Raw genomic sequence first — 23126 nt, 5'->3', positions numbered from 1 at the left:
ACGCCGCGGGCGGCTGTGTCAAATCGCTGTTAGCGCTGTCATAGGGAATTGGAGAAAGCGACTATGAAAGCATTCCAATCGGTTGCCGTTATCGGGCTCGGCTCCATGGGTCTCGGCATGGCCCGGTCGCTGATGCGCGGCGGTCATGAGGTTCGGGGATGCGATCTGGCCAGGGACGCGCTGGAGAAACTCGCGGCTGCGGGCGGCTCGGCGTTTAATACGCCAGCCGCGGCCGCGCACGACGCCGACGTCGTGGTCGTGGTCGTCGTCAACGCGGCCCAGACGAGAGCCGTCCTGTTTGGCCCCGACGGCGCAGCGGAGGCGATGAAGCCCGGTTCGGTCATTATTTCATCGGCCACCATGTCGCCCGTCGAGGCGCAGGAATTTGCTGCGCGCGCGGGGGAGCATGGAGTGCTCTATCTCGACGCGCCGATAAGCGGAGGCTCGGCCAGGGCGGATGCAGGCGAACTCACAGTGATGGCGTCCGGTTCACCGGAAGCGTTCTCGGCGGCGCAGCCGGCCCTGGATGCGATGGCGCAGACGGTATACTCGCTGGGGGAAGATGTCGGCGTCGGATCTTCCTTCAAGATCGTCAACCAGCTTCTGGCGGGCGTTCACATCGCTGCGGCCTGCGAGGCTATCACCTTCGCCAAGCGGCTTGGTCTTGACATATCGAAGGTGTTCGAGGTGATTTCCAAGTCGGCTGGCAACAGCTGGATGTTCGAGAACCGCATCCCACATGTTCTGGAAGGCGATTATGCGCCGCATAGCGCCGTCGCGATCTTCACCAAGGATCTCGGCATCGTTTCGGAACTGGGGCGCAAGCAAAGCTTTCCGCTTCCCGTCGCCAGCGCGGCGCTCCAGCTCTTCCTCATGACGGAAGCGGCGGGCATGGGGCAGGACGATGATTCGTCCGTCGCGCGCCTGCTGGCGCAAATTGCCGGCCTCGAACTTCCGGGAATGGAGCGGAGCAACTAGCCATGCCTCGTCTTGCCGCAAACCTGACTATGATGTTCAACGAAGAGCCATTCCTTGACCGTTTCGCGGCCGCGGCGGCGGCCGGTTTCACTGCGGTCGAATGCCTGTTTCCTTACGATTATCCGGCAGAAACCGTGGCCGAGCGGCTTGATGCGCACGGGTTGAGCCAGGCTCTGTTCAACATGCCGCCAGGGGACTGGGGGCAGGGGGAGCGAGCGGGGTTTTGCCGTCTTTCCGGAGCGCAAGGCGGAATTCCGGCGCGCGGTCCGGGAGGCGGTCGGCTATGCTCGGGTGGTCAATGCGCCGCTGCTGCATATGATGGCGGGCATCGCCTCGCCGCAAGACGCGGTGGCGCTGGCGTCCTACAAGGATTGCCTGGCTTTCGCCGCCGATGCGGCGGGCGCGGAGGGTGTCGGCGTTGTGATCGAGCCGCTCAACGGACGCGACATGCCGGGCTATTTCCTCGACAGTTTCGAGCGCGCCGTGGAGATCATCGACGACCTCGGCCATCCCAACGTCCGTCTCCAGTTCGATATTTATCACCGTCAGGTGATGCGTGGCGATGTGTTGACGGCGCTGGAGGCGATAATGCCCCTGATAGGGCATGTTCAGATCGCCTCGGTTCCCCGGCGCAACGAACCGGGAACGGGCGAACTCGACGATTTCCGTATCTTCGCCGCCCTCGATGCGCTGGGCTATGGCGGCTATGTGGGATGCGAATATCGTCCGGCGGCGGGAACCGTCGCCGGGCTGGGCTGGATGGAGAAGGTCCGGAGCGGTTCTGGTTTTCATTAAATCGGCGCAACTGCTCCATCTCATCGCTTTAGCCGCATTTCCGGGCGCAAAACGGTTCTCTGCTTTGCCGGGAATGCTCCAGTTCCTGCCTGGACCGGGCAGGTGTTCAGGGGGAGAGTTTATGCTGACCGACTGGTTTGAAGTTCATGACGAGCGCTTTCGCGCGCTGGTTCTGCCGAACGTCCACGTTGAGAGACTGTTCTCTGATGGGCGCTGGCTGGAGGGGCCGGTTTACGTCCCGGCCGGCCGCTACCTGTTGTTTTCGGATATTCCGAACAATCGCGTGCTGCGCTGGGATGAGACCGACAATTCGATTTCGACCTTTCTGTCGCCTTCGAATTTCGCAAATGGACACACGCTGGACAGGCAGGGCAGGGTGCTGGCTTGCGAGCATTTTTCCCGTTCGGTCACGCGGGTGGAGCATGACGGGACACTGACCGTCATAGCTGATCGCTTCGAGGGAAAACGCCTGAATTCCCCGAACGATCTGGTGGTTGCAGATGACGGCGCGGTCTGGTTCACAGATCCGACCTATGGCATTTCAACCGAATATGAAGGTTCACGCAGCCCGAGCGAGATCGGTTCGCGCAATGTCTACCGCGTCGACCCTCATGGCGATATCGCAGCCGTTTACACCGATCTCATCCAACCCAACGGCCTTGCCTTTTCCCCCGGCGGCGATGAGCTCTATGTCGTTGACAGCGGATGCGAGCCGTCGGCGCTCTATGCATTCAGCGTTGTCGACGGCGCTGTTCTCGGTGATCGGCGGCTGATCTGCGAATGCCCGGCCGGCATCTATGACGGCATTCGAATCGACCGGCATGGTCACATCTGGGCCGGGACCGCGGAGGGCATTCATTGCCTTGCGCCGGACGGTTCTCTTCTCGGCAAGATTCGCCTGCCGGAAACAGCCGCCAATCTCTGCTTCGGCGGCGCCCATCGCAACCGACTGTTCATATGCGCGACACGGAGTCTTTTTTCCGTGTTCCTCAACACGAACGGGCTCTGAGCAGATTCGAGTTCCGGCAGGAATGCGCCGCGGCCTTCCGCGGCGAAGGCCTGTGCTTCGCCTGCCGGAACCGGCATTCCTGCGACTGTGTAAAACTCAAGTATTTCATTAATAATTCTAATAATTACAAGTAATACACAGAATATATGGCATTCCATTTTGGAATACGCCCTTGAAATATTTAAATTTGTACAACGGATCAAACTCAAGCAAAGTATTGATATCTACTTGTCGCACCATGAAAAGTGCGCGCGCTTTTTGGGAGGTCTGGAGACGTCATGAACGACAGTTGGAATCCGTATGCACAAGCCATCGCCGCGTCGAGCGCACGTAGTGAGCGCGTGATTGTCAGCGAGGTCGATCTGCGGAAGTTCTGCACCGCGATGCTGGTGGCGTATGGCGTTCCCAGGGACGATGCGGACCTCACTGTCGACGTTTTCGTCCAGTCGGACCTTCGCGGTGAGGAATCGCACGGCATCCGCCTGCTTTTGCAGGTGCTCTACCGTATCAAGGCCGGCGGCGACTTCCCCGGCGACAGGTCCGAGATCGTCAGCGATCGCGCCGCCACCGCGCTCATCGACGCCAAGAGAAGCCTCGGCCAGCCGGTCGCTGTACGCGCCATGCAGCTTGCGATCGACAAGGCGCGCCAGTTCGGCATCGGGATGGTCGGCGTGCGCAATGCGAACTCCTATACGTCCGCGAAATACTATCCCCTGATGGCCGCCGCCCAGGGAATGATCGGCATCACCTACACCAACAGCGGTGTGCAGCTTGTCACCCCGCACGGCGGGCGCAAGCCGCTGGTCGGAACGAATCCGCTCTCGATCGCTGCGCCGGCGCTCGAAAATTCGCCTTTCGTGCTTGACATGGCCATCAGTCCGGCGATGGAGAAGATTTTCCAGGCCTACGAACGGGATGAGAAAATTCCTGCGGGCTGGGCGATCGATGTGGATGGCTACGACACCGAGAACCCAGCCGACGTGCTTGCCTCGCGTTCCCTGCTGCCGTGGGGCGGATACAAGGGGTTCGGCCTGGGGCTGGCGCATGAGATACTCACTTGCGTTCTCATGGGCGGGCAACTGTTCGGCGGCGGCGCAACCGGCTTTCTGCCGCACGATGGCCCCATGAATGTCAGTCAGACCTTCCAGGCGATCAGCATCGAGCATTTCATTTCTCTGGAGCAGTTCAAGCGCCAGATGGATGAGGCGCTGAATGCGGTGCACGCCTCCGGTCCGCGTCCTGGTTTCGACGAGGTTTATTATCCGGGAGAGAAGGGCTTTCTCGAAGAGCAGCGCCGGGCGCGGGAGGGCATCCCTGTCCAGCAGCGGGTGGTTAGCGAATTGAACGCGCTTGCCGCCGAGGTTCAGGTTGGCCCGCTCGCATAGGCGGAAAACCGACGCCGGTTCCGGAGGGAGGCTTCCATGGTCCTTGAAGTGAATGCCGAAAGGCTGATGGCGGATATGAGGACGCTTGCCGGCTTCGGCAAGCATGGTGCGGGTGTGAGCCGCACGGCCTATTCGCCGCCCGATATCGAGGCCAGGCAGTGGCTGGCCGCCCGGCTGGAGGAGGCCGGCCTTGAGGTGGGAATCGACAATGTGGGCAATGTCTATGGCCGTGATGCGGCCAGACGCTCGGCCCTGCTCGTTGGCTCGCATTCCGATTCGGTGCCGATGGGCGGCTGGCTCGATGGTAGCCTGGGCGTGATCTACGCCCTTGAGATCGCCAGGCGAGCGCGCGAAGAAGGCTTCGTCGGCGACGTGGGCATCGACGTCATTTCATTTCAGGATGAGGAAGGGACCTATGTCGGCTGGCTCGGCAGCCGTTCCGTTTGCCGCGAGCTTAAACTCGACGATGTGCGGCATGCCCGCAGTCCGCACGGGGAGGAACTTGCCGATGCTCTGGCCCGGCTGCCGGCGAGCTTTGGCCCCGAACCCGAAATGGGCCGCTGGGTCGGCTATTTCGAATCCCACATCGAGCAGGGGCCGATCCTGGAGAACACCAGGGTCGATGTCGGCGTGGTCACCTCGATCGTGGGCATTCGCAACTACGTCGCCCGGTTTCGAGGGCGCGCCGATCATGCGGGCACCACGCCGATGAACATGCGCCAGGATGCGGGGATCCAGATGTTCGACTTCGTGCATCAGTTCCGCGCCGCGCTGGAACGGGTTCGCGGCCCGCAGACGGTATGGGTTTTCGGAAACGTGTCGACGAAGCCCGGATTCAACAACACGACGCCATCCGATGTGGAACTCCTCATCCAGTTCCGCGATCCCGGCAGCGATGTGCTTGCCGCGATCGATGTCGCCATGAGCGAAGTGGTTGACGAGGTGTCGCGCCTTCATGGGGCGCAGATCGAAATCCAGATCGTGCTTCGCACCGAACCGGTCGCGATGAATGCCGGTCTCGCCAGCGAGATCGAAGGCGCGGCCGCAGATGTGGGCGCAAGCAGCGTATGGATGCCCAGCGGAGCCGGGCATGACGCCGCGGCGATAGGAAAATACATTCCAGCCGCCATGCTGTTCATCCCCAGCATCGGTGGCCGCAGCCACTCCACCGAGGAAAACAGTCACGAAAGCGACATCGTGCGCGGAGCGAACGTGGCGCTGAACGCGGCCCATCGCATGACGGCGATGCTCGGCAGGCAGGCCGGAAAGCAGAACATTCGAGCTTGCTGATTCGAAGGTGGAATTAAGGGCATGACCAAATTCATGCAGGTGCTGAAGATGACGAGGCGGGTGTTCTCATGCGGATGATAAAGGCGAGGGCGCAGCCTTGGCTTCAGCGCCGCATCCAGGGACGCCGGCTCCCCATTTCTCTTAGTCGCTACGTCAGAGGCCTCTCATGCAATTGATCGATCTGCGATCCGATACCGTAACCAAGCCCTCCAGCGCGATGCGCGCCGTCATGGCGCAGGCTCCCGTCGGCGACGACCAGTATGGCGACGACCCATCCACCAACGCGCTGGAGGAGCGGATTGCGGCGCTGCTCGGCAAGGATGACGCCATCTTCGTTCCGAGCGGCACCATGACCAACCAGATCGCGCTCAAGGTTCTGACCCGGCCGGGCGACGACGTCATCGTCGGAACCGAGCCGCACATCGTCTGGCACGAAGCCGGCGCGTCTGCGGCCAACGCCGGCGTCCAGTTCACGGTCATCGGCGAAGGTGGCCTGTTCACCGCTGCGGAGATCACGGCCAATCTGAAGCCGCGCGATCATTTCGTCTTTCCCCCAACCACGTTGATCGTGGTCGAGAACACGCATAACCGCGGCGGAGGCGTCATCTTTCCGCAATCCGAGATCGACGCCATCGCCGAGGTTGCATCGCAGGCCGGCGTGGCCATGTATCTGGATGGAGCGCGCCTCTTCAATGTTGCCGTCGCGACGGGGGCCGATCTTGCGACCCTTGCAAGACCCTTCGAACTGGTTTCGGTTGCGCTCTCCAAGGGGCTGGGTTGCCCCATGGGCAGCGTGCTTGCAGGCAGTTCGGCGACCATCGCCGCGGCGCGGCGAATCCGGCGCATGTTCGGCGGCGCTCTGCGCCAAAGCGGTATTATGGCCGCTGCCGGCCTTTACGCGCTCGACAACAATATCGACCGCCTGGCGGAAGATCATGCCAATGCGCAACTCATCGCGGCGCGCATTCAGGGCCTGCCTGGCGTCCGTTTCGATCCGGCTACGGTCCATACGAATATCGTCATCTTCCGCCTTGAGGAGGGCGGCGACGATGCGGTCTCCTTCGTTGAGCGCGCGAGTCGGCAGGGCCTGCTTCTATCCGCCTTTGCGGAGCGGACGGTTCGTCTGGCCACGCATCTGGATGCGGATCGGGCCGATTGCGAGCGGGCGGTCGGGATCATCGCCGACCTTTGCACCGGAAAGGCGTAGCGGGCCGCATTATGTTCGACCTGGCGATCAAGAACGGTATTCTCGTGAGCGACAATTCGGTCACGCGAGCGAATATCTATATCGATGGCGAGCGGATCGGGGCCGTTTGTCCGCCGGACGAGAACTACGATGCGTGCGAGGTCTACGATGCGGCTGGCCGCTATGTGCTGCCCGGCCTCGTGGACGCGCATGTCCATTTCCGCGATCCGGGCCTCGTCCACAAGGAGGGGTTTGAAAACGGTTCGCTGGCCGCCGCCTGCGGTGGCGTCACGACCGTCGTCATCATGCCGACCGACGATCCGATGACCGACGACCCGGTCACGTTTCGGGAAAAGATCGCGCTTGGGCGGCGCTCGTTCGTGGATTTCGGCCTGAATGTCATCGTTGGCCCCAATCCGGGCGACCTCGGCGCCTTGGCCGAATGCGGGCCATGCGCGTTCGAACTCTTTCTGGCCGATGTCCCCGACCATTATCGTATCGCCGACGCTGGGCAGCTTCTGACAGCCTTGCGTGCGATAGCGGCGGTCGGCGGCGTCGCCGGCGTCACCCCGATGCTGGACTCGATCATCCGGACACGCACCGACGAACTGCGCGCACAGGGGAGGGCGGCCCCGCTCGATTTCGCAGCCTCGCGCCCCCCGGAAGCCGAGGCCCTGGGCATCGCCCTGGCGTGCGAAGCCGCTATTCTTGCGGAGTGCCGCCTGCATATCCGGCAGGTCAGCAGCCGTGAAGGCGTCGATGCGGTCGCCGCCTACAAGGAACGTGCGCCGGGGTTGATCTCTGCGGAAACGCTTCCCCACAACATGTTCCTGAACGAAGACCATCTTCGCGCGCTCGGCCCTTTCGCCAAGATGGCGCCGCCCCTTCGCTTGCCCGAACAGGGGCAGGCGCTTATCGCAGGGGTGAAGGCAGGCGCACTGGACATTGTGGTCACCGATCATGCTCCGCATCTGCCACAGGAAAAGGAGCTTGGCCGCGATGACATCTGGAAAGCGCCGTCAGGAGTTCCGGGCCTCGAGACCTTGCTGCCCGTCATGCTTGCGCGAAGCCTGGGCGGTGAGATCGATCTGACGCAGATGGTGGCGGCCTTGTCGACGACGCCGGCGAAACTGTTCGGCCTTTTCCCCCGGAAGGGCCTTGTTGCGCCGGGCGCGGATGCAGACCTGATCGTCGTTGATCAATCCGTGCGCCGCAAGATCGAGCCGACCTCGATGAAGACGCGCGCGAGCTCGACGCCCTTTCTCGATTTCGAAGGGGCCGGCACCATCGATCTGGTGATGTTGCGGGGCCGGAGGGTCGTGGAGGATGGAATGCCGGTGGGCGATCCTTGCGGATCGTTCATCCGGCCGGTGCGGCAAGGTCAATTTAGATAAGACATTATATCGAGGATGGAGATGTTTTTTTAGTATTATTGCGACGATGTATCTGTAAAATATGTAAGTATATATTTTTAATGATAAAATATTGCTTTAATGTTCTTTTATAGTTTGAGTTATACTTACATATTCCATATTGGAATGGGCAAATATAATTTATGAATTTGTGAGTTTAAACGAAAAAGATTATGATGATCGCAATAAGAACAAGTGAGCGCCAACAATAGGTTGGGGCAGGGAACGAGTAACCTTGGGAGAAATGGGCATGAAAAAGCAACAGACTATTGACCGCAGCAAGCGCAATTTCCTGGCGCTGGCTGGAGCGGGCGCCGTTGCCGTGGCGGCCGGGGCCGGACGCGCGCGCGCCCAGACAAAAGAGCTTTATGTGGGGATTTATGATGACATTTCGGATGTCCTGAAACGTGTCTGGATCGAGCCGTTCGAACAGGAATACGGCGTCAAGGTCCATATGTCGGCCGGATCGAGCCTCGACAAGCTGGCCAAGATGCGCGCTGAGGCGAGTAACCCGCGCCACAGCGTGATGATGATGGACGACGCCGTCATCAATCAGGCGCGACAGCTTGGATTGACGGAGCCTTTGACGACTTCGGCCTTGCCGGCGCTGGCCGAAGTCTATCCCCAGTACGTGCTTGAGGATGGGCACGGCGTGGGAATCGCCATCCACTACGTGTCGATGGCCTACAACACGGCGATGACGCCGCCCTCGTCGTGGCGGGATCTCTGGCGCGAGGACCTGAAGCGCCAGGTGCTGATCCCTTCGATCAATCTGACCAATGGCGTCATGATGCTTATCATGGCGGCTGCTCTGGGGGGCGACAAGTCCGTTAGCGAAGCGCAATACGCCATCGATCCGGGATTTGAGCAGATCAAGGCGCTGAAGCCGAATCTTGTGGACATGTTCAGCAACACCGCCAGCGCGCTCAATCTGCTTGTGCAGGGAGAGGCGAAGATAGCTGCGCCGTTCTACGGCAAGAACATCAATCGCTTCACCCGCGAAGGCGCTCCCGTCGCCATCAGTCTGCCCGAGGAAGGGCCGTTCGCCGGCATCAACGGCGCCTGCCTGGTGAAGAACGCTCCCGATCCCGAGCTGGCGGCGCGGTTCCTGGACTTCGGACTGCGCGCCGAGGTCCAGTCCGCCCTTGCCACCGGGGCGATATCGGGCCCGGTCAACTCCAGGGCGACCATGCCCGAGGAGTTGCGAAAACTGGTGCCCTTCCAGCCGCAAGACATTGAAAGAATGAACTTTCTCGACTGGACGCATATCAACAAAGAGCGTAGCGCTTGGACCGAGCGTTGGAATCAGGAGGTCGCCGGGTGACAAGCATGCAGGCCCTGTCGCTCGGGCGATATGATGTGGATGGCGTTGCGCAGTACGACATAGAACTGCGCAACCTGTTCAAGAGCTACGGCTCAGTCACCGCGCTCGAAGCGCTGGACCTTACGGTGCCGAGGGGCGAGCTCCTTACGCTTCTCGGGCCGAGCGGCTGCGGAAAGACGACGCTGCTCAGGTTGATTGCCGGGCTTCTGAAACCGAGTTCCGGCATGGTCCGCATCGCCGGAAAAAATGTCACCGACATGCCGGCGCATCGGCGCAATATCGGTCTCGTGTTCCAGAGCTACGCCCTGTTTCCGCACCAGACGGTGGCGCAAAACGTCGGCTACGGTCTGCGCATGCGGGGCGTTGCGCGCAACGTCGTCGCGCAGAAAGTGGCCGAGGCATTGGCGCTGGTTCGCCTCGAGCGCTTCGCCGAAAGATATCCGAGCCAGTTGTCGGGCGGCCAGCAGCAGCGCGTGGCGCTGGCGCGCGCTTTGATCCTGGAGCCGTCCGTCCTGTTGCTCGATGAGCCGTTCGCAGCGCTGGACAAGGCGCTGCGCGAGGAGATGCAGCTCGAAGTGCGTGAGTTGCAGCGCAACCTCGGCATCACGACCATCTTCGTGACGCACGACCAGGAGGAGGCGCTGACCATTTCCGATCGCATCGCCGTGATGAACGCCGGGCGTATCGAGCAGATCGCTTCGCCCCGCACGCTCTACGAGGAGCCGGAGACGGAATTCGTCCTCAAGTTCATCGGGCAGTCCAGCATTTTCCCGATGCAGGTGGAGGAGGTGACGGATGGCGTGACCGCGTTGCGCAACGGGGCCTTCACCGCCGAGACCTCCGGCAGGGACCACGGGTTCCTTGCGGGCTCCAAGGTCAATGCCGCCGTCCGGCCGGGCAAGATGATCCTGAGTTCCGAGCGCCCGTCGGAGGCGTGCAACTGCGTGGAGGGCAAGATCGTCGGCGCCATCTACCTTGGCACCATCACACACTACCATATCGACACATCGGCAGGCACGCGGGCCGTCGTTCACAGTCAGAACACAGAAGAGACAGCCTTTCTGGAGAGGTTGAGCACAGGGGATAGGGTATGGGTGCAATGGTCGCCAAAGAATACGCTTCTGTTCCCGGCTTGAGGCGCAGGATCTATGCGCCGTTCTCGGAAGTGATCGGCTGGATAGAAAGAAGACCCTACGCCTTCCTTCTCCTGCTGCTTCCGTCCTTCCTTTTCATGATGTTCTGTTTCGTGCTCCCGATGCTCCTGCTGTTGCGGGAGAGCTTCTTCGTCGAGGGCGATGCGGCGCGAAGCTTCACGCTGGCGCAATACGCCCATTTCCTGGGCTCGGCCCACTATCGCGGCGTGCTGTGGAATTCGATGCGCCTGGCGCTGTACGTGACGCTGGTCGCCCTGGTGATCGGATACCCGCTCGCATACGGAATGGCGCGGCTGGGCGGGCGATGGCGGGCCGTCATCCTGGTTGCGGTGGTTTCGCCGCTGATGGTCAGCGTCGTGATCCGCACCTTCGGCTGGCAAATCCTGCTGCGCAACAGCGGCCCGATCAACACCACCCTGCTTTCGCTCGGCCTGATCGATGAGCCGCTCATGCTGCTGTTTTCGCCGGCAGGCGTCGTGATCGGCCTTGTCCATGCCTATCTGCCCTTCATGGTTCTGCCATTGGCGGCGGCGATCGAGCGGATAAACCCGGCTCTTGAGGAAGCGTCCCGTACGCTGGGAGCAAGCGCATTCCAGCTCTTCCGCACGGTAATTCTGCCCCTTAGCCTCCCCGGCATCGGCGCTGGCGCCGCTCTTGTCTTCACGGCCAGCATCAGCGCCTACGTCATTCCCATGCTTCTCGGCGGCGAAAGAGTGCAGGTGATGCCGACGCTCGTCACCCAGCAGGTTCTGGTTCTGCTCGACTGGAGCTTCGGGGCGGCCATCGCAACGATCCTGACGATGGTGACGCTCATCATCCTGGTGATCTACGGCATTGTCGCCGCCCGCTTTTTTCAACGTTACCGTATTGAGGCGAAATGATGAACTGGCTTGCAGGATTGGCGTTGCGCGCCACGATAGTCGCCATTCTGGGCTTCCTGCTCGCGCCCCTGGTCGTCATCGTCGTCGTCTCGTTCGGCGATGCCGCCTTCATGCAGTTTCCGCCGAAGGGCCTTTCGTTCCGATGGTATGCGAATATCGATCAGCTTGAAGGCTTCTTCGACGCGGTGGTGATCAGCCTGAAGCTGGCTGTTCTGTCGACAGTCATCGTTCTCGTGCTCGGGGTTGCAGCCTCGCTGGCGCTGACGCGGCATCGTTTTGCGGGGCGAGGCGCGGCTATGTCGCTTTTCCTGTCGCCGTTGATGTTGCCATCGATCGTCATCGGTATCGGTCTGCTGCAATATTACACGTCGCTCGGTTTCTTCTCGACCTTTACCGCCCTTGTGCTGGGCCATTGTGCGATCGTGTTCCCCTATATGGTGAGGACGGTCGCATCGAGCCTGGAACAGCAGGACGAAAGCGTCATCGAGGCGTCCCGTGTCCTGGGCGCAGACGCCGTGCAAACCTTCGCCCATATCATCGTTCCGAGCATCCGGCCGGGGCTTATCAATGGCGCGATCTTCGCCTTCATCATGTCCTTCGACAATTATTCCGTCAGTCTGTTTCTGTCGGACGCCGCAACCCAGACGCTGCCCATCCGCATGTTGACCTATGTGGCGATGGCGATCGATCCGACGGTCGCGGCCGCCTCGACCCTGCTCATCCTGTTTTCCATGCTGCAGCTTCTCGTTGCCGGATGGCTCATCGGTGTGCGGCGCATCGGCGGTCTGGCGGGGAAATAGCGGCGCTTCAGCAAGCATGGACGAGGATCGAATATCATGAACGCAAAGTTGGAAACGTCGGCTGCCCGTGAGGATCTTTTCGTCCAGCTGGGATCGAGACGCTACAAGGTCGAGCGCACCTGGCAGAACGCCCCGTCTGATCTGTTTCAAGGTCGGGTGATCGACATCGCCGTGGATAGCCGCGACAGGGTCCATGTCTGTCAGCGTTATGACTTTTCCTTGTATCGGGGCGCGGCGCCGACCATCCATGTCTTCGACGCCGATGGCAGTTATGTGAAAAGCTGGGAAAACGCCCAGGTGCAGGACACTCATCATATTTTTATCGACAGGCAGGATCGTCTGTTCCTTGTCGACAGGAACGGCCAGCAGGTGATGGTGTTCGATCTGGATGGTGGTCTGCTTTTCACCATCGGCGAACGGGGTCGGCCGGGCTCACCCTTCAACCATCCCACCAGCGTCGCCGTCGCTCCCTCCGGGGATATCTACGTCTCCGACGGCTATGGCGGCACGCATGTCCACCGCTTTTCCGTGGACGGTGAATTGATCTCGACCTGGGGCAGCCCGGGGCGGGGTCCAGGTCAGTTCACGACCCTGCACGGCCTCTGGGTGGCCAGCGACGGAAGAGTGTTCGTAGGTGACCGCGAGGCGGACCGCGTGCAGATATTCTCGCCTGAGGGCGACTATCTGGGAGAGTTGGGAGGATTTTATCACCCCATGTCCATCTATGGCGACAAGGACGACAATATCTACGTATCCGATCAGGCGCCTCGTCTGATCGCTTTCGATCGCGACAATGCGCGCATCGGCTGCTGCAGCCCTGTTCTGCGGGAAGGTCATGGCGTCAGCGGCGATTCCCGCGGCAACATCTATCTGACCGATATGAATCCGGAACGGGTCACCCGGTTGGCCGCCTGCTGACCGCAGAGCATTAATTGCATGTCAGAGTACATCTCCGGATTTTCCTTCAGAAAACCCGGAGAATAAATATTCATGAGTAAAATTGAATATAATATGTATATATAATTGTATATTTACTGGAATAAGTATTCCATAATGGAATTTCTCAATACAATATTCTAATTTGTAAAGATCAATAATAATATATAAGTATTATAGCGCCGGAAACATCCGGCATGCTGATCATCCAGGTGTCAATGGGAGAAACTGGCTCGAAGCCGGTGGTCGGCCGCTTAACAATATCGGTGGGCTGATGGCGATGTCGCGGGCGTCGCCGAAGCTTCGACGAAAACACAGGGGAATAACGCATGCTTAAGCACGTTTTGGCTACTCTCACCATTGCGCTTGGCTCTGGAGCGGGCGCGATGGCGCAGGACCTGCCGAAGACGCATTTCAAGGTAATCGGCCTCAACAGCCCGACGCCGGTCTCCACCGTGGATGAGCTGCCGTTCTGGCGCACGACCATTCCGGATGCGTCCAACGGTTCCATCACGGCCGACATCACGCCCCAGGACCTGATGGGCATCGATGAGGCGGCGGGCCTGAGATTGTTGAAACTGGGCGTAATGGATTTCGCCGGCCTGGATATTTCCAAGATGGCTGGCGATGACCCCCGCTTTGAGGGATGCGATCTTGCCGGGCTGACGCTTACGCCTGACGAGGCGCGCAAGGCATGCGACGCATATCGCGACGTCATCGACCAGCAGATGCAGAAGAACTGGAACGCCAAGCTGCTCGCTTTCGGGGGCAACAACCCGCAGGTGTTCTGGTGCCGCGACAATATTTCGAGCCTTGAGGATCTTCGTGGCAAGAAGGTGCGCGTGTTCAATAATTCGATGCGCGATTTCCTGAGCGGCGTCGGGGCGACGGCGGTCAGCATGTCGTTCGCGGAGGCCGTTCCCGCGCTCAGCAACGGCGTCATCGACTGTGCCGTAACCGGAACCCTGTCCGGGAATATCGGCGGCCTGAACGAAGTGGCGAGCACGCTTTACGCCATCCCGCTCGGTTGGAGCATCGTCATCCAGGCGGTCAACCTCAACACCTGGAACCGTCTCGATCCCGACGTGCAGCAGTTCATGCAGGACCAATTCAGGGCGTTCGAGCACAAGATGTGGGAAACCGTCAAGCTCACGACGGAAGAGGCCGTAAACTGCAACACCGGCAAGGAGCCCTGCACCATGGGCAAGCTGGCGCAGATTTCCATCGTGACGCCGGGCGAGCAGGATGAAGCCGCCCGCATGAAGCTTCTTCAGGACGCGATCATTCCAGGCTGGGCTCAGCGTTGCGGCGCGGAATGCGCACAGGAATGGAACGAGTCGGTCGGGAAGGCGCTGGGCGCTTCCGCTCCGGCTCCCTGATACGGGCTTCCGTTCCATCCCTTCGCCGGCAGGCGCGACGCCTGCCGGTTCGCTCCCCGACCCTGTCCGCGGATGGCTCCCGCGCGCGGCTTCCGGGCCGGCCGGCGCGACTTGCCTTCCCTCAACCGGAGGAAACCGGACTATGGAAAATGTGATGCGAGGCGTGCGACGCTTCACGCGATGGGGATACTGGTTCGGCGGCGCGCTGACGCTGCTGGCGGTGGTCGTCATCGCCGTCGATATCCTGATGCGCAAATTTCTCTCCGTCACCATCGGCGGGGCCGACCAGTTCGCCGGTTATGTGATGGCCATCAGCATGGCCTGGGCGGTGGGCGGGGCGCTGATCGACCGGGCGCATATCCGGATCGATTCGCTTTATGTTCTGTTCCCCCGCAAGGCGCGCCTTGTCCTCGACGTCGCGGCGGCGGTCCTGTTTCTGGCGTTCTTCGCCATGGTCGCCTGGCGCGGCTATGGCGTGGTCCAGCAATCCTGGCAATCGGGCACGCGAAGCCAGACGGCGCTGTCCATTCCGGTCTCAGTGCCGCAGACGATCTGGCTCCTCGGTTTGCTTTGCTCCGTGATCATGGGCGTCCTCATGCTTGCGTATGCGGTGTGGCGGGGTCTCAAGGGCGATATCGGGGCCATGCAGCGCACGCTGTCCACCCGCTCTGCGGAAGAGGAGGTGGAAGAGGAAATCCGCGATATCGAAATGCGGCGTGGCCGCGAGGAGCAAGGCTGAAAATGCTGCTGGCAACAATCGTAATCCTCATCGTCCTCCTCGCCGTCGCGGTCCCGGTGGCCGCGGTCCTTGGCCTGCTGGGGCTGAGCCTTTCCGTCCTCTATTCACCGATGCCGCTCTCGCTGGCGCTGGGCGAGATCGCCTGGAGCGCGTCGAACAACTTCCTTCTGGTCGCGATCCCGTTCTTCGTGCTGCTGGGGGAGGTCATGCTGCGCACGGGCATGGCTGAACGCATGTATAATGCGCTTGTCCTGTGGGTGCCCTGGCTGCCCGGCGGGCTGATGCATTCGAACATCGCGGCCTGCGCGATGTTTTCGGCAACCTCGGGCTCCAGCGTCGCCACCGCCGCGACGATCGGTACGGTCGCGCTCAAGGAGGTGGAAAAGCGCGGCTATTCGGAACGGCTGTTCCTTGGCACGATCGCCGCCGGCGGCACGCTCGGCATCCTGATCCCGCCCTCGATCAACCTGATCATCTATGGCGTGCTGACGGGAACCTCCGTGCCGCAGCTCTATCTGGCCGGCTTCATTCCGGGCCTCGTCCTCGCCGGCCTGTTCAGCCTGACTGTCCTGATCATTTGCCTCGCGAAGCCCTCGCTTGGCGGAACGCTTCAGCCTTCCACCTGGAGCGAGCGGATCGCGGCCCTGCCCGATCTCCTGCCGCCGTTCGTCATCTTCCTCGCCGTGATCGGCTCGATCTACATGGGCTGGGCGACGGCGACCGAATCGGCGGCGTTCGGCGTCATCGCCGCGCTCGCCATCGCCTTGTGGAGGCGGAACCTGTCGCTGCGCACCCTGCTCGAGGTCTTCGAAGGCACCATGCGCACCAGCGCCATGATCCTTGCGATCATGCTGGCCGCCCATTTCCTGAACTTCGTCATCACCGCGATCGGATTGACCAACCAGATCAACAGCGTGATCACCAATCTCGGCCTGACGCCAACGCAGCTTCTCCTCGCCGTCGTCGTGTTCTATCTGATCCTCGGCATGTTCATGGAAACGCTTTCCATGATGGTGGCGACGGTTCCGGTCATCGCGCCGATCATGTTCGCGGCCGGATACGATCCGGTCTGGAGCGGCATCATCATCATCATCCTGATGGAGCTCGCCATGATCACGCCGCCGGTCGGCATCAACCTCTTTGTCGTTCAGGGCATACGCAAGCACGGCACGGTCAACGACGTCATCATCGGCGCGGCCCCGTTCGTCGTCACGATGCTGATGATGATCCTGATCCTGGCGATCTGGCCGCAGATCGCGCTGTGGCTTCCACAACTTGCCGCGGTACGTTGAGGTCTATCGGAAACCACAATCGCGAAACCATGGGCGCTGGTCCCGGTTTCACTGCCCCCGACATCTAATCATAGCAGGATGCAAAATATGGATATTCTGAAGCTTCGACCGCAACCGATGACTGCAGAGGCCTTTGCGCCATACGGCACGGTGATTAATGGCGACCGCCAGGACGAGCCCCACTACAGCAGCGATATTGGCACGGCTGCATGGCGAGTCGATCTCGATGTAGCCCAGCCTTTGTACATTGCCTTGCGCACCCCGCCCAGCACGCTGCTCGTCACGCAGCTTGAGCGCCATTTCAACGTGCAGCAGACATTCCTGCCATTGGGCGGTGCAACGGCGGCATTGATCGTCGCCCGACCCACCAGCGGTGATGATCTGCCCGGCCCTCAGGATGTCGCCGCCTTTCTGTTGGACGGCAGTTTTGGATATGCGCTCCACGTGGGCACGTGGCACAGTCTCGACCGGCTCCCGGTCACGGGGGCGGACACGAACTGGTTCATGATCACGCATGCCGACACGCAAGCGGACCTCGCAAATCTCGCGACAGGAAATGCCACCCATACGCAGGTCATTGATCTGAAAAACATATGGGGTATGCCCATCGAGATTTGCGTTTAGGAGCTTCACTTCGCTTCAGAAGGGCCCCGTTGCACCAATGAGGTGACGGGTTCCTCTGGTAGAGAACTGTCGACGCGCAACGGCCCCCGGCAGTGAGTTGGTCTGAAAGAAAAACCGGTCCGCGATAGCGGACCGGTTTGTTGGTATGGGACTGTCTTTTGGTGTTTTGAGCCAAACTACAGGGTGGCCGACACCGCGGCTTTGTGTTCGCCTTAACTGCAGCCGCTGGTCGCGCCGCAGGTGTCGCACTTCTCACAGGTGCCGTTCCGCACCATGGTGAAGTTGTGGCATTCCGAGCACTCGTTGCCGGTATAGCCTTGCATCAGCGATTGCTGGCGACGTGCGGCGGCAAGTTTCTTGGCTTCGGCCGCTTCCTTCGCGGCGGCGTCCGTGAACAGGGCCTCCGCCGTAGCTTCAGGCGCTTCCTCGAGGACTTCCTTCGCCCGCTCCTCATAGTCGCGCTTGAAGGCCACTGCGCCATCGGTTTCGGTCTTGAGCGCGGTTGCGCCGGCCGTGATCGGATGGACATTGGATGCATAGGCCGTCGGCGCGGTGCGCTGCGGTGCGGATTTGTCCGCGGAACCGCCCGCCATGCCCTTCGGCTCGCCGGTGGCGGTGACGAGCTTCACCGGCGAGGCGCCCCGCATCAGCCCCTTGGAGAAGGGCAGGGCCTTGCCTTCGGTGATGCCCTTGCCAAGCGACGTGTTGGAGAAGTCGGTATCGACATGGGCAAGGTCGTTGCGCGCCAGATAGGAAACCGCCAGTTCCCGGAACACATAGTCGATGATCGAGGTGGCGGACTTGATGGCGTCGTTGCCCTGCACCATGCCGGCCGGCTCGAACTTCACGAACGTGAAGGCCTCGACATATTCTTCCAGCGGCACGCCGTATTGCAGGCCGAGCGAAATCGCGATGGCGAAATTGTTCATCATGGCGCGGAAGGCGGCGCCTTCCTTGTGCATGTCGATGAAGATTTCGCCGAGGCGTCCGTCATCGAACTCGCCGGTGCGCAGATAGACCTTGTGACCGCCGACCACGGCCTTCTGCGTGTAGCCCTTGCGGCGGTTCGGCAGCTTCTCGCGGTCGCGCACCACCTTTTCGATGACGCGCTCGATGATCTTCTCCGTCACCTCGACCGCCCTTGCGGCGGCGGGGGCGGCGACCAGAGCCTCAACCGTATCGTCCTCGTCGTCCTCCTCGTCGGAAATCAGCGAGGCGTTGAGCGGCTGCGAGAGCTTGGAGCCGTCGCGGTACAGCGCGTTGGCCTTCAGCGCCAGCTTCCAAGAAAGCATGTAGGCGTTTTTGGCGTCCTCGACCGTCGCCTCGTTGGGCATGTTGATGGTCTTGGAGATGGCGCCGGAGATGAAAGGCTGCGCCGCCGCCATCATGCGGATGTGACTTTCGACCGACAGATAGCGCTTGCCGATCTTGCCGCACGGATTGGCGCAGTCGAACACCGGCAGGTGTTCGTCCTTGAGGAAGGGCGCGCCTTCCAGCGTCATCGCTCCGCAGACATGGATGTTGGCGGCCTCGATCTCCTTCCGCGAGAAGCCCAGCGCCGGCAGCATCTCGAAGGAGAAGTCGTTGAGCTGCTCGTCGGTGAAGCCGAAGGTCTCCTTCAGCCAGTCCGCGCCCAGCGTCCACTGGTTGAAGACGAACTTGACATCGAAGGCCGACATCAGCGCGCCGTTCAGCGTCTCGATCTTCTCGTCGGTAAACCCTTTTGCCTTGAGCGTTAAAGGGTTTACGCCCGGAGCCTGATTCAGATTGCCATGACCGACCGCATAGGCTTCGATCTCGGCGATCTGGCTTTCGGAATAGCCGAGCGTGCGCAGCGCTTCCGGCACGGCGCGGTTGATGATCTTGAAGTAGCCGCCGCCGGCGAGCTTCTTGAATTTCACCAGCGCGAAGTCGGGTTCGATGCCGGTCGTGTCGCAGTCCATGACGAGGCCGATGGTGCCGGTCGGCGCGATCACGGTCGCCTGCGCGTTGCGGTAGCCGTGCTCCTCACCGAGTTCGAGGGCGCGGTCCCAGGCGGCGCGGGCGTGATCGACCAGTTCCTTCTGCCATACATGTTCGGCTTCGAGCGGAACCGGATTGACGGCCAGCTTCTCGTAACCGTCCTTCTCGCCATAGGCGGCGCGGCGGTGGTTGCGCATCACCCGCAGCATGTTGTCGGCGTTGCGGGGGTAATCGGCGAAGGCGCCCAGTTCACCCGCCATTTCGGCCGAGGTGGCGTAGGAAACGCCGGTCATCAGCGCGGTCAGCACACCGCCCAGCGCGCGGCCTTCGTCGGAGTCGTAGGGGATGCCCGAGGTCATCAGCAGGCCGCCGATATTGGCGTAGCCGAGACCGAGCGTGCGGTATTTGTAGGACAGTTCCGCGATCTCGCGGGAAGGGAACTGCGCCATCATGACGGAGACTTCCAGCACGATGGTCCACAACCGCACGGTGTGCTCATAGGCGGTGATGTCGATCGAGCCGTCCCCATTGCGGTAGGGCAGCAGGTTCACCGAGGCGAGATTGCAGGCCGTGTCGTCAAGGAACATGTATTCCGAGCATGGATTGGACGCCCGGATCGGACCGGCGGCAGGGCAGGTGTGCCAGTCGTTCATGGTGGTGTTGAAGTGCAGGCCCGGATCGGCCGAAGCCCATGCGGCATAGCCGATCTTCTCCCACAGGTCCCGGGCCTTGAGGGTCTTGTGGACCTTGCCGTCGATGCGGCGGATCAGGCTCCAGTCGCCGTCCTTCTCGACCGCGCGCAGGAAATCGTCCTTCAGCGAGACGGAGTTGTTCGAGTTCTGGCCGGAAACGGTGAGGTAGGCTTCCGAATCCCAGTCCGTGTCGTAGGTCTGGAACTCGATGGAGGTGTAACCCTGCCGCGCGAACTGGATGACGCGCTGGATGTAATTTTCCGGTACGGCGTTCTTCTTGGCGGCCCTGATTTCGCGCTTGAGCGCGGTGTTGATGGCCGGGTCGAAGCAGTCGTCGTCCTGGCCTTCGCAGTTGACGCAGGCCTTCATGATCGCGTCGAGATGCTTGCGCACGATCTTGGACCCGGTGACGAGGGCGGCGACCTTCTGCTCTTCCTTCACCTTCCAGTCGATGAAGGCTTCGATGTCGGGATGGTCGGCGTCGACGATCACCATCTTGGCGGCGCGGCGGGTGGTGCCGCCCGACTTGATGGCTCCGGCTGCGCGGTCGCCGATCTTGAGGAAGCTCATCAGGCCGGAGGACTTGCCGCCGCCGGAGAGCTTTTCGCCTTCGCCACGCAGATGGGAGAAGTTGGAGCCGGTGCCCGAGCCGTATTTGAACAGGCGCGCCTCGCGCACCCACAGATCCATGATGCCGCCTTCGTTGACGAGATCGTCACCCACGGACTGGATGAAGCAGGCGTGCGGCTGCGGATGCTCGTAGGCCGACTTCGAGCGGGTCATCTTGCCGGTGAAGGGATCGACGTAGAAATGGCCCTGACCGGGACCGTCGATGCCATAAGCCCAGTGCAGGCCGGTGTTGAACCATTGCGGCGAATTCGGCGCCACCCGCTGGGTGGCGAGCATGTAGGACAATTCGTCCTTGAACGCGTGCGCATCTTCTTCCGTGTCGAAATACTTGCCCTTCCAGCCCCAATAGGCCCAGGTGCCAGCCAGACGGTCGAAGACCTGACGCGCATCGGTCTCGGAACCATAGCGTTCGTTCTCGGGCAGTTCGGCAAGGGCAGCTTCATCGGCTACGGAACGCCAGAGGAAGGAAGGAACGTCGTTTTCCTCTATCCTTTTCAGGCGCGCGGGCACGCCGGCCTTGCGGAAATATTTCTGGGCGAGGATGTCGGCCGCGACCTGCGAGAACTGCGCCGGCACGTCGATATTGTCGAGTCGGAACACCACCGAACCGTCAGGGTTCCTGATTTCCGACAGCGCCTTGCGAAATTCGATTTCCGCATAGGGGGACTGGCCCGCCCTGGTGAAGTGCCTTTCGATGCGCATCTCGTTTGTCCCTTCATCTACATATAGCGCTTTTCGGGGCGTTCGCCCAACCCGCTTCCCGAAAAACGACGCCTGATCCGGACATGACGCCCGAGAAGCGGCTGAACCTGCTTTTCCGACGAAACTGGTGACCGGCCGCACCGGCAATCCGGGAAGCGCCAACGGCCACCCGCCTGCCAGAACCAAAAATCGCTGCGCTTTCCCATTCTGAGGGAGCGCATCACACTATCTAGTCGAAAGAGTGATCGCAAACACTAAATATAGCATTAAACGACAAAAATTTCGACCCATTCATCTGCCTCCGGGCGCAAAAATGCGCTTCCCGCAGCCTTCCGTTCTGAACGAAAACATGCGGACCAAACGCGCTTTATCCGGGAAAAGAGACCGGGCTCGAAACTCTCCGGCCGCGTCCGCAACACCGAACGCATGACCAATAAAAGGCGAGTCGAAGGGTGTTCGTCAAGGGTTCGTCTGCCAAGTTTCGTGACCCCCAACATCTTGTATGTCGCTTGTGTGGATATCGGGGAGAAGCGACGGTGGCCCTTGCCTGTGGCCGATGCCCGCAGCGGAAGGTTTTTAGCCGGCAGGTTGTTTTTGCGGCAGGGCAACCCAATTGAAGCCATGATAAGGAAAATTGAGTTCACCGGTCGCCGGAACTGCTTTATAGCTGTGCGAAATTGGCGGGGCGGCGTTCCGGCCCGTTGTGCATGGCCGCGAAACCTGTGATCCGGCCGACGATATTCAAACGCCCCGCGCCGGAGCGCCGGAGGCGGCGGAGACATGTCGATGAACACGCTCTTGCGCCAGAATGCGCCGCAGCCGGTCGATCCGATCTGGCGTTCCATCCGCGACGAAGCGATGGCTGCCGTCAATCGCGATCCGCTGCTGGCGGCGTTCCTGTATTCCACCATCCTCAATCAGGAGAGCCTTGAGGATGCCGTGATCCATCGGCTGGCGGAACGGCTCGCGCATCAGGATATCGGCGCGGACCTGATTCGCCAGACCTTCGATGCGATGCGCGAGGACAATCCGGAGTGGTCGACGGTGGTGCGCGTCGACATCCAGGCCTATTATGATCGCGATCCGGCCTGCGAGCGTTTCCTTGAGCCCGTGCTGTATTTCAAGGGCTTCCACGCCATCCAGACACACCGGCTTGCGCACTGGTTGTGGAATCGCGGCCGTCGGGATTTCGCGCTCTATCTGCAAAGCCGCTCTTCGTCCGTATTCCAGACTGACATCAACCCGGCCGCGCGTATCGGCAAGGGTGTGTTCCTCGACCATGCCACCGGCCTCGTGGTCGGCCAGACCGCGGTTATCGAGGATGACGTGTCGATCCTGCACAACGTCACCCTGGGCGGCACCGGCAAGGCCAGCGGTGATCGCCATCCCAAGATCCGGCGCGGCGTTCTTATCGGGGCAGGGGCCAAGATCCTCGGCAACATCGAAATAGGCCACTGCACGAAAGTCGCCGCCGGTTCGGTGGTGCTGTCGCCGGTCCCACACAACAAGACGGTGGCGGGCGTGCCGGCGCGCATTGTGGGCGAGACGAGTTGCGATGATCAGCCGTCGCGGGAGATGGACCAGCTTCTGCCTTCGCAGATGATGGACCAGGTCATCAGCTTCGACATCTGAGGCTGACGGTCATCGAGGAATTTTGACAGGGCGCAACGTGCCGCCTTGCCTTTACAGAGGAATGAGTGCGTGCAAGAAGCGCCTCTCATATCCAGCCCGTTAGCGGAGAGAATCCTTGAAACCCGACGAAATCCGAAAGCTCGACGCCTATTTCAAGCGCGCCTTCCAGAATCCGCGCCTTGAAGTGAAAGCCCGCCCGCGCAAGGACGACTCGGCCGAGGTGTATCTCGGCGATGAATTCCTCGGCATCGTTTTCAAGGACGAGGACGACGGCGATTACAATTTCTCGATGGCTATTCTGGACATCGACCTCGCCTGATCTGT

18 protein-coding genes and 1 pseudogene are annotated in these 23126 nt (G+C 61.1%); 18 read left to right on the top strand and 1 reads right to left on the bottom strand.

Annotated elements, in window-relative coordinates; genetic code table 11:
• Nucleotides 1–63 precede the first annotated feature (63 nt).
• The 16 genes and pseudogenes from ltnD to ABID44_RS07390 all read left to right on the top strand — a co-directional run bounded on the left by ltnD (nt 64) and on the right by ABID44_RS07390 (nt 17184).
• On the top strand, nt 64–978 hold the full coding sequence (gene ltnD, locus ABID44_RS07465) for an L-threonate dehydrogenase (protein WP_354151072.1): 915 nt from the start codon (nt 64–66) through the stop codon (nt 976–978).
• Nucleotides 979–980: 2 nt separating this feature from the next.
• A pseudogene (gene otnI / locus ABID44_RS07460) lies at nt 981–1773 on the top strand (2-oxo-tetronate isomerase).
• Between the two features lie 121 nt (nt 1774–1894).
• On the top strand, nt 1895–2782 hold the full coding sequence (locus ABID44_RS07455; RefSeq protein ID WP_354151071.1) for an SMP-30/gluconolactonase/LRE family protein: 888 nt from the start codon (nt 1895–1897) through the stop codon (nt 2780–2782).
• 278 nt (nt 2783–3060) lie between these two features.
• Nucleotides 3061–4167, top strand: coding sequence for an Ldh family oxidoreductase (locus ABID44_RS07450; protein ID WP_354151070.1), 1107 nt, complete (start codon nt 3061–3063; stop codon nt 4165–4167).
• Between the two features lie 36 nt (nt 4168–4203).
• On the top strand, nt 4204–5457 hold the full coding sequence (locus ABID44_RS07445) for a hydantoinase/carbamoylase family amidase (protein WP_354151069.1): 1254 nt from the start codon (nt 4204–4206) through the stop codon (nt 5455–5457).
• Between the two features lie 166 nt (nt 5458–5623).
• The gene (locus ABID44_RS07440) at nt 5624–6664 is read left to right on the top strand and encodes a threonine aldolase family protein (protein ID WP_354151068.1); all 1041 of its coding nucleotides are present in this window, start codon (nt 5624–5626) and stop codon (nt 6662–6664) included.
• 44 nt (nt 6665–6708) lie between these two features.
• Nucleotides 6709–8037: a dihydroorotase gene (locus ABID44_RS07435; RefSeq protein WP_354151067.1), complete on the top strand. Its 1329-nt coding sequence runs from the start codon at nt 6709–6711 to the stop codon at nt 8035–8037.
• 268 nt (nt 8038–8305) lie between these two features.
• Nucleotides 8306–9379 (top strand): ABC transporter substrate-binding protein, encoded by a 1074-nt coding sequence (locus tag ABID44_RS07430; RefSeq protein ID WP_354151066.1) that lies wholly within the window; start codon nt 8306–8308, stop codon nt 9377–9379.
• Nucleotides 9380–9384: 5 nt separating this feature from the next.
• Nucleotides 9385–10515, top strand: a complete 1131-nt coding sequence (locus tag ABID44_RS07425; RefSeq protein ID WP_354151258.1) for an ABC transporter ATP-binding protein — start codon at nt 9385–9387, stop codon at nt 10513–10515.
• Complete coding sequence (locus ABID44_RS07420; protein ID WP_354151065.1) at nt 10479–11414, top strand: ABC transporter permease; 936 nt, start codon at nt 10479–10481, stop codon at nt 11412–11414. Before ABID44_RS07425 ends, ABID44_RS07420 begins: the two co-directional genes overlap by 37 nt.
• Nucleotides 11411–12214, top strand: a complete 804-nt coding sequence (locus ABID44_RS07415; RefSeq protein WP_354151064.1) for an ABC transporter permease — start codon at nt 11411–11413, stop codon at nt 12212–12214. Before ABID44_RS07420 ends, ABID44_RS07415 begins: the two co-directional genes overlap by 4 nt.
• A 36-nt stretch (nt 12215–12250) precedes the next feature.
• Nucleotides 12251–13132 (top strand): NHL repeat-containing protein, encoded by an 882-nt coding sequence (locus tag ABID44_RS07410; RefSeq protein ID WP_354151063.1) that lies wholly within the window; start codon nt 12251–12253, stop codon nt 13130–13132.
• Nucleotides 13133–13479: 347 nt separating this feature from the next.
• A complete protein-coding gene (locus tag ABID44_RS07405) occupies nt 13480–14529 on the top strand; it encodes a TRAP transporter substrate-binding protein (protein WP_354151062.1) in 1050 nt (349 codons plus the stop codon).
• A 142-nt stretch (nt 14530–14671) separates the two neighbouring features.
• Nucleotides 14672–15268, top strand: coding sequence for a TRAP transporter small permease subunit (locus ABID44_RS07400; protein WP_354151061.1), 597 nt, complete (start codon nt 14672–14674; stop codon nt 15266–15268).
• Between the two features lie 2 nt (nt 15269–15270).
• The gene (locus ABID44_RS07395) at nt 15271–16560 is read left to right on the top strand and encodes a TRAP transporter large permease (protein WP_354151060.1); all 1290 of its coding nucleotides are present in this window, start codon (nt 15271–15273) and stop codon (nt 16558–16560) included.
• Nucleotides 16561–16647: 87 nt separating this feature from the next.
• A complete protein-coding gene (locus tag ABID44_RS07390) occupies nt 16648–17184 on the top strand; it encodes an ureidoglycolate lyase (protein WP_354151059.1) in 537 nt (178 codons plus the stop codon).
• A 212-nt stretch (nt 17185–17396) separates the two neighbouring features.
• Here ABID44_RS07390 and ABID44_RS07385 read toward each other — a convergent pair whose 3' ends face one another.
• Nucleotides 17397–21170, bottom strand: a complete 3774-nt coding sequence (locus ABID44_RS07385) for a vitamin B12-dependent ribonucleotide reductase (protein ID WP_354151058.1) — start codon at nt 21168–21170, stop codon at nt 17397–17399.
• Between the two features lie 780 nt (nt 21171–21950).
• On the opposite strand from ABID44_RS07385, the gene cysE reads away from it, so the two are divergent.
• Together cysE and ABID44_RS07375 are read left to right on the top strand one after the other, a co-directional pair.
• Nucleotides 21951–22802 carry a serine O-acetyltransferase gene (gene cysE / locus ABID44_RS07380; protein ID WP_354151057.1) on the top strand — a complete coding sequence of 284 codons (852 nt, stop codon included), beginning with the start codon at nt 21951–21953 and terminating at the stop codon, nt 22800–22802.
• 115 nt (nt 22803–22917) lie between these two features.
• Nucleotides 22918–23121, top strand: coding sequence for a DUF3126 family protein (locus ABID44_RS07375; RefSeq protein ID WP_354151056.1), 204 nt, complete (start codon nt 22918–22920; stop codon nt 23119–23121).
• The last annotated feature ends 5 nt before the right edge of the window (nt 23122–23126 follow it).

It is taken from the genome of Aquamicrobium ahrensii, assembly GCF_040545755.1.
In the GTDB taxonomy this organism is placed as follows: Bacteria; Pseudomonadota; Alphaproteobacteria; order Rhizobiales; family Rhizobiaceae; genus Mesorhizobium; species Mesorhizobium ahrensii.
This window is presented reverse-complemented; position numbering and strand designations above follow the sequence as displayed.

Coding starts and splice junctions, on each gene's coding strand:
- ltnD (WP_354151072.1), top strand. CDS start 64: ATGAAAGCATTCCAATCGGTTGCCGTTATCGGGCTCGGCTCCATGGGT.
- ABID44_RS07455 (WP_354151071.1), top strand. CDS start 1,895: ATGCTGACCGACTGGTTTGAAGTTCATGACGAGCGCTTTCGCGCGCTG.
- ABID44_RS07450 (WP_354151070.1), top strand. CDS start 3,061: ATGAACGACAGTTGGAATCCGTATGCACAAGCCATCGCCGCGTCGAGC.
- ABID44_RS07445 (WP_354151069.1), top strand. CDS start 4,204: ATGGTCCTTGAAGTGAATGCCGAAAGGCTGATGGCGGATATGAGGACG.
- ABID44_RS07440 (WP_354151068.1), top strand. CDS start 5,624: ATGCAATTGATCGATCTGCGATCCGATACCGTAACCAAGCCCTCCAGC.
- ABID44_RS07430 (WP_354151066.1), top strand. CDS start 8,306: ATGAAAAAGCAACAGACTATTGACCGCAGCAAGCGCAATTTCCTGGCG.
- ABID44_RS07425 (WP_354151258.1), top strand. CDS start 9,385: ATGCAGGCCCTGTCGCTCGGGCGATATGATGTGGATGGCGTTGCGCAG.
- ABID44_RS07420 (WP_354151065.1), top strand. CDS start 10,479: ATGGTCGCCAAAGAATACGCTTCTGTTCCCGGCTTGAGGCGCAGGATC.
- ABID44_RS07415 (WP_354151064.1), top strand. CDS start 11,411: ATGATGAACTGGCTTGCAGGATTGGCGTTGCGCGCCACGATAGTCGCC.
- ABID44_RS07410 (WP_354151063.1), top strand. CDS start 12,251: ATGAACGCAAAGTTGGAAACGTCGGCTGCCCGTGAGGATCTTTTCGTC.
- ABID44_RS07405 (WP_354151062.1), top strand. CDS start 13,480: ATGCTTAAGCACGTTTTGGCTACTCTCACCATTGCGCTTGGCTCTGGA.
- ABID44_RS07400 (WP_354151061.1), top strand. CDS start 14,672: ATGGAAAATGTGATGCGAGGCGTGCGACGCTTCACGCGATGGGGATAC.
- ABID44_RS07395 (WP_354151060.1), top strand. CDS start 15,271: ATGCTGCTGGCAACAATCGTAATCCTCATCGTCCTCCTCGCCGTCGCG.
- ABID44_RS07390 (WP_354151059.1), top strand. CDS start 16,648: ATGGATATTCTGAAGCTTCGACCGCAACCGATGACTGCAGAGGCCTTT.
- ABID44_RS07385 (WP_354151058.1), bottom strand. CDS start 21,170: ATGCGCATCGAAAGGCACTTCACCAGGGCGGGCCAGTCCCCCTATGCG.
- cysE (WP_354151057.1), top strand. CDS start 21,951: ATGTCGATGAACACGCTCTTGCGCCAGAATGCGCCGCAGCCGGTCGAT.